5 protein-coding genes and 1 pseudogene are annotated in these 5,381 nt (G+C 34.8%); 5 read left to right on the forward strand and 1 reads right to left on the reverse strand.

Features of this window, described 5'->3' with window-relative positions:
- The 4 genes and pseudogenes from AC1DSL_RS15435 to AC1DSL_RS15450 form a co-directional block, all read left to right on the forward strand.
- On the forward strand, nucleotides 1–282 hold a 282-nt coding region (locus tag AC1DSL_RS15435; RefSeq protein WP_477532860.1), incomplete at its 5' end, for a hypothetical protein.
- Between the two features lie 98 nt (nucleotides 283–380).
- Nucleotides 381–1,925, forward strand: a complete 1,545-nt coding sequence (locus tag AC1DSL_RS15440; RefSeq protein WP_477532861.1) for an FAD-dependent oxidoreductase — start codon at nucleotides 381–383, stop codon at nucleotides 1,923–1,925.
- Nucleotides 1,926–2,116: 191 nt separating this feature from the next.
- Nucleotides 2,117–2,245, forward strand: a pseudogene (locus AC1DSL_RS15445) (glutathione-dependent formaldehyde dehydrogenase); the annotation flags it as partial.
- Nucleotides 2,246–2,713: 468 nt separating this feature from the next.
- Nucleotides 2,714–4,003, forward strand: a complete 1,290-nt coding sequence (locus AC1DSL_RS15450) for a helix-turn-helix domain-containing protein (protein WP_477532862.1) — start codon at nucleotides 2,714–2,716, stop codon at nucleotides 4,001–4,003.
- Between the two features lie 108 nt (nucleotides 4,004–4,111).
- Here the strand turns inward: AC1DSL_RS15450 and AC1DSL_RS15455 are convergent, their stop codons facing one another.
- Nucleotides 4,112–4,408 carry a DUF3006 domain-containing protein gene (locus tag AC1DSL_RS15455; RefSeq protein ID WP_477532863.1) on the reverse strand — a complete coding sequence of 99 codons (297 nt, stop codon included), beginning with the start codon at nucleotides 4,406–4,408 and terminating at the stop codon, nucleotides 4,112–4,114.
- Between the two features lie 266 nt (nucleotides 4,409–4,674).
- On the opposite strand from AC1DSL_RS15455, the gene AC1DSL_RS15460 reads away from it, so the two are divergent.
- The gene (locus tag AC1DSL_RS15460) at nucleotides 4,675–5,361 is read left to right on the forward strand and encodes a helix-turn-helix domain-containing protein (protein WP_477532864.1); all 687 of its coding nucleotides are present in this window, start codon (nucleotides 4,675–4,677) and stop codon (nucleotides 5,359–5,361) included.
- Nucleotides 5,362–5,381: the final 20 nt, after the last annotated feature.

The following is a 5,381-nucleotide window of genomic DNA, read 5'->3' on the forward strand; positions in this document are numbered from 1 at the left end:
TTTATTATGTCTTGGATAATATGTGGAATGTCATTGATTCTTATAGGCTTAGTGGTGATATATTTTTGGGTGTACAAATACGATCGTGATAAAGTCGATTTGAATCATATAGACTCTCCTACAACAGACAGCATCATAGTCTCCATTCTTTTCTTAATTGGAGTAATCTTGATTGCAGTATTTTTCGAAAAACTGCCGATTTGGCTTGCTAGGAGTATTTTATTCCTTGTCTGCCTTTTGCCTATTTTGATCGGGGTTATGATTATTTTGGAAGAAATATAATTTTCAAACCCTCCTTACAGTTCAAATTCTTCCATCCATGATTGTATTTTCTGGAAACGGGTAATAATGAAKAAACTACGAGCAGGAGGGTTTAAATTATGTGTGCACTTGAATTGCCTAAATTCACAAAATCCTATTGGAGAAAAGTACGATCAAACAAAACATTTCCACAAATAGAATCGGATGTCTCAACAGAAGTATGTATTATAGGCGCTGGCATTACCGGGGTGACTGCAGCATACGTCCTCGCTAAGGCAGGCGCAAAAGTAATCGTAATTGAAGGAAGCAAAATCGCCAGTGGTACTACTGGATTTACTACAGCGAAAATAACCGCACAGCACGGAATAATTTACGATGAGTTAATACAGACATTCGGAAAGACCAAGGCACGCCAATATTTTGATGCAAATCAACAAGCACGCGAACAAATACAAATGTGGGTAGACGAGCTTTCCATAGATTGTGATTTTGAAGAACGAGATGCCGTTCTGTACGCACAAACTACACAAGGTGTTGATCAATTACATACGGAGAAAGCGGCTTATGACAAGCTTGGTATTCCTGGTGAACTATCGATATCCTTGGATGAACTCCCATTTCCGGTAAGTGAAACATTAACCTTACCAAAACAGGCGCAATTTCACCCTGTTAAATATATCAACAGATTAGTTAAAGAAGCACAGAATCTTGGCGTCGTTTTTCACGAAGAAACCCGAGCAAGCTCCCTTAAACATAATGATGAAATCATTATCGAAACGATGGAGGGAATGAAAATCACGACCAAACAAGTCCTTGTTACAAGTCATTATCCGTTTAACGATAAAGACGGTTTGTATTTTTCAAAATTGTCTCCGCAACGCTCCTACGCGGTGTGTGTCAGAGTTCCAGATGAGCATATGAACGGCATGTATATCAATGTAGAAAAGCCTACCCGTTCAATTCGAACAGCCAAAGGTGATAAAGGAGAAAGCTACGTGATTGTCGGTGGTGAAGGTCACAAAGCCGGGCAGTATGAAGATACTACTCATGATGATTCTACCGTTGAACGCTATGAAACACTCGTACAATTTGCCAAACAGCATTTCCCTGTCCAGTCCATCGACACTCATTGGTCTGCCCAAGATTTAGAAACGCTCGACCGCATTCCCTATATCGGCGAAATGACATCTGGATTGCCTCATGTATTCGTGGCAACTGGCTTTGCAAAATGGGGTATGACAAATGGGACGGCCGCAGGTCTATTGTTAGCCGATCTTGCCCAAAATAAATTTAATCCCAATAAAGATTTATACTCACCGACTCGATCAAAACTAAAACAACATGATACGAAAAACTTTGTAAAAGTAAACTCAAATGTGGCGAAAGAATTAGTAAAAGGAAAATTCACGAGACCATCTGATACCCTTGAGAATTTACAGGTGGACGAAGGCAAGATTGTCATGATTGATCATCACAAGACAGGTGCATATAAAGATGAGCATGGGAAAATACATTTAGTAAAACCTACATGTACCCATTTAGGCTGCGATGTTCATTGGAATAACAGTGAGCGTTCATGGGACTGTCCTTGTCACGGTTCACGGTTCTCTTATACAGGAGAAGTTTTAGAAGGTCCTGCCGTGAAACCATTAGAACGCAGATAAATTAACTTTTAGAAACAACGTCTAGGACATATTTAATAGGACAGTTTTGTATTAAAAGTTTAAATACACACTCTAGCAAGTAGCTCTTATAAAGAGTTGCTTGCTTTTTACATGTTGTTTTTGTAAATGTTTCGAAAAAAATCATATGGGTAAAGTTTTAGGCGGTGAACACCGTTTGAGGAGGATGGTATATGAAGGCGATTACGTTTCAAGGAACGAAAGATATCAAAGTCAAAGAAGTGGAAGATCCAAAACTTCAAAAACGAGATGATATTAATGTTCGTATTACCTCTACAGCCATTTGTGGATCAGATTTACACAAATGGTTTTTCGTTTCAGAATCTGATTACTTCAGTGTTGATGAGCTTTTTCACAACCGTTACACCTTCACCAAGAATTGGGAGTAGATTTGAAAAGGAATAGATCATGAGCATGGTAAAAAAAGCGAACGCGATTAAGTTAATGGGTTTCGTTATATTTCTTCTGTGCCTTATGAGAAAAAAGCCCAAAGCAATTTGAACCAAAACCAATGATGTATTTTTCATTTCCTACTCACCTCCCATTTTAAATATTTTGTTCTTTCGTTTAATTCCTCTAGTAGTAGTTTACATGAAAAAAACGTCGAAAAATGTCGAAAATGTTGGGAAAGTTTTCACATTCAGGGCATATATATATCATTTTTATGAAATAAATTTCTTAAACTTTTGTTTTAAGTTTAATCAACGTATAGTAGGATAAAAATTGAATATTAAAGATGTAAAATATAAGTAAAGGAGGAAGATGCGACCATGAATAACTTCGGACATGTGATTAAACTTGAGAGAATTAGAAGGAATATGAAGCAAATTACATTAGCTCAAGGGATTTGTACTCCCTCCTACCTAAGTAAAATTGAAAACAATTCCATCGTTCCAAGCCAAGAAGTGGTCAATTTACTATTAAGCCGACTCGAAATTGCGATCAACCAAAACAAAAGTTTAGACGACGATAGTTATCTAAAGCACATTCGTGAGATTTATTTCAATGCCGTCATGAACAAAGACCGCGAACTCACAGCTATAGCGTTAAAAGAAATTAATAGTGAACGTTACTTATTTAAAGATTCTTCAAATTTTTATACATATCAGCTCATGGTGCTCAGATTAACTTTGATTGTGCAAGATGTTCAAAATGACACAAGTGAACTGATTATGGCATTATCTGAGCTATCCAGTAACTTTGATAACTACCAGATGTTTTTATTTAATTCTAATGTCGGCAGTTACTATTCTTTTTTGATGGATTATAACTTAACTCTTCAATCCTATGAAAAGGCAATTTCTTATTACAAAAAAATCAATATTGAGAAATGGGAAGAAGCCGATTTTAATTATCTTTTAGGACATTGTTATCTAACTCAGCAGAGATGGGTCATTTCAATAGAATATATCCAAAAATCTCTAGAGTTTTTCAAGAGCGGATTTTTCAACACTCGTGTGATTGAATGTTACTTAATTTTGGCTATTGCACAAGAATTCTCGTTCCAATATGAAGAAGCTTATGAAAATCTATTACTCGCACAAAAAATAGCATCCCAACTTAATCTTGTTGAACACTTCCCAATCATTACACAGAACTTAGGGAATTCTGCGTCAAGAAGGGGTTTGCCAGGTGAAGCAATAAAATTCTATTTAAAAAGTCTCCAATCGCGCAACGATAACGAAGAAAAATTGCTACCTATATATTCGCTCGTAAAAGAATATTCTAAATTAAGAAACTCGGCTGAAGTCATTAAATGGTGTAAGGAAGGTTTATCATTAATAGATAATAATCAGAATCCCAGTCAGAAAACATTTTTTCACCATTTAAATGTTTACTTGACAAGAGAAACTGACTCAACGATTTTCGAGAAAGTGGCTATTGATGCTTATAATTTTTTTCAGGAACTTAAAGATTACCGCCATGCTCATAAATATGCGCAATTGTTAGGCAACTTTTATTATGAAAACAATAAATATAAAAATGCAGCCAAATATTTCGTGTTATCTAATGCAAGTATGTTTAACAAAAATAAAATGAACCATTGGGAAGAATTATAAAAATTCAAATCAAAAAGCCTGTAACTATTTCCCGAGGTCGGGGGAAATAGTTACAGGCTTTTCGGTATATGTCAGAGACACTGGCGGCAGTGCCTTTGAACGCTAAAATCAGCTGGCAGTTGTATAAACTAAACAACCAAGTTCGTAATCAATATAGTAACTGTTAATTTTTTGTGCAGAGTATACAGAATCTGTTTCTTTTTGTTTATTTGCAGCACGTTTGTTCACTTTTGAGATAAGAAAGCCTTCTTCCTGAATGTCTACTAATAATACGTCGCCAACTTTCATATCATAAGTTAAATCATCTGTTGGAACGACCAATACATTTGATTCCCTAGGAAATTCCAAGAGAACTGCTAAATCATCCTGAAATCGATCCAATTTATACATTCTACCTGTAAACATACTGAACAGCTCCTTTTCAAATGATAATTTGCTTGTTGAAAGATAAAAATTGCTAAATATTCATAATAAACGTAGAATTTGAAGAAATACTAATTCATTAACTAGTTACAATATAATCATAATTCGTTAAGATAGAATAAGAAAGAAAAACAGGTTGGGAAACTTTTTTCCAAAACACGCGTTTTTTTATAGGTATTTAAGTTTTGTTTCCCAACTACATATAGTAGATATTACTCAATGACTCTATTAGTATAAAAGGTGGATATATGAATAATATCGGTTTGCTCATCAAAATGTCCCGCATACAACAGAATATGAAACAAGTCACGTTAGCCAAAGGAATTTGCTCCACTTCCTATTTAAGCAAGATTGAGAATAACCAGACGGTTCCAAGCGAAGATGTCCTGCAGCTTTTATTGGAAAGATTACATCTGGATTTTGAGGATCTCTCCACTGAAGAGGAAACAGAGTTCTTATCTGAACTTTATCTTCTTTATAAAGATGCAATTATTAATCGAAATAAGGAAGATATTACATTAAAACTTGATTCCTATAAGGTAAGAAATTTTCTGTTTAAAGATGAATCCAATTTCTATACTTGCAATCTCTATTTATTCCGTTTGTATTTAATCACTCAAGTTGAAGTGGAAATTGTAAAAAGTTTGATGAATGCTTTGGAACAAATGCAAGAAAAATTCGATGAGAGACAAAGCTTTATCTTTAATAAGAATTGCGGCTTCTATTACTATTTAGTTAAAGATTTCAAAGTAGCGTTAGAGCATTTTGAAACAGCCTTAGACATACTCACTAACTTTCACTTGGAAGAATGGGAACTTGCAGACTTCTACCACGCTATTAGCATGTCTTATTTATCCAACAATCATCTTTTAAACACTATTGAATACTCTACAAAATCTTTGAATTATTATAAAGATAATCTGTTTTTTTATTGATCGTTTGATTGCTACATTGT

This window comes from Paenisporosarcina sp. P4_D4 (assembly GCF_056401835.1).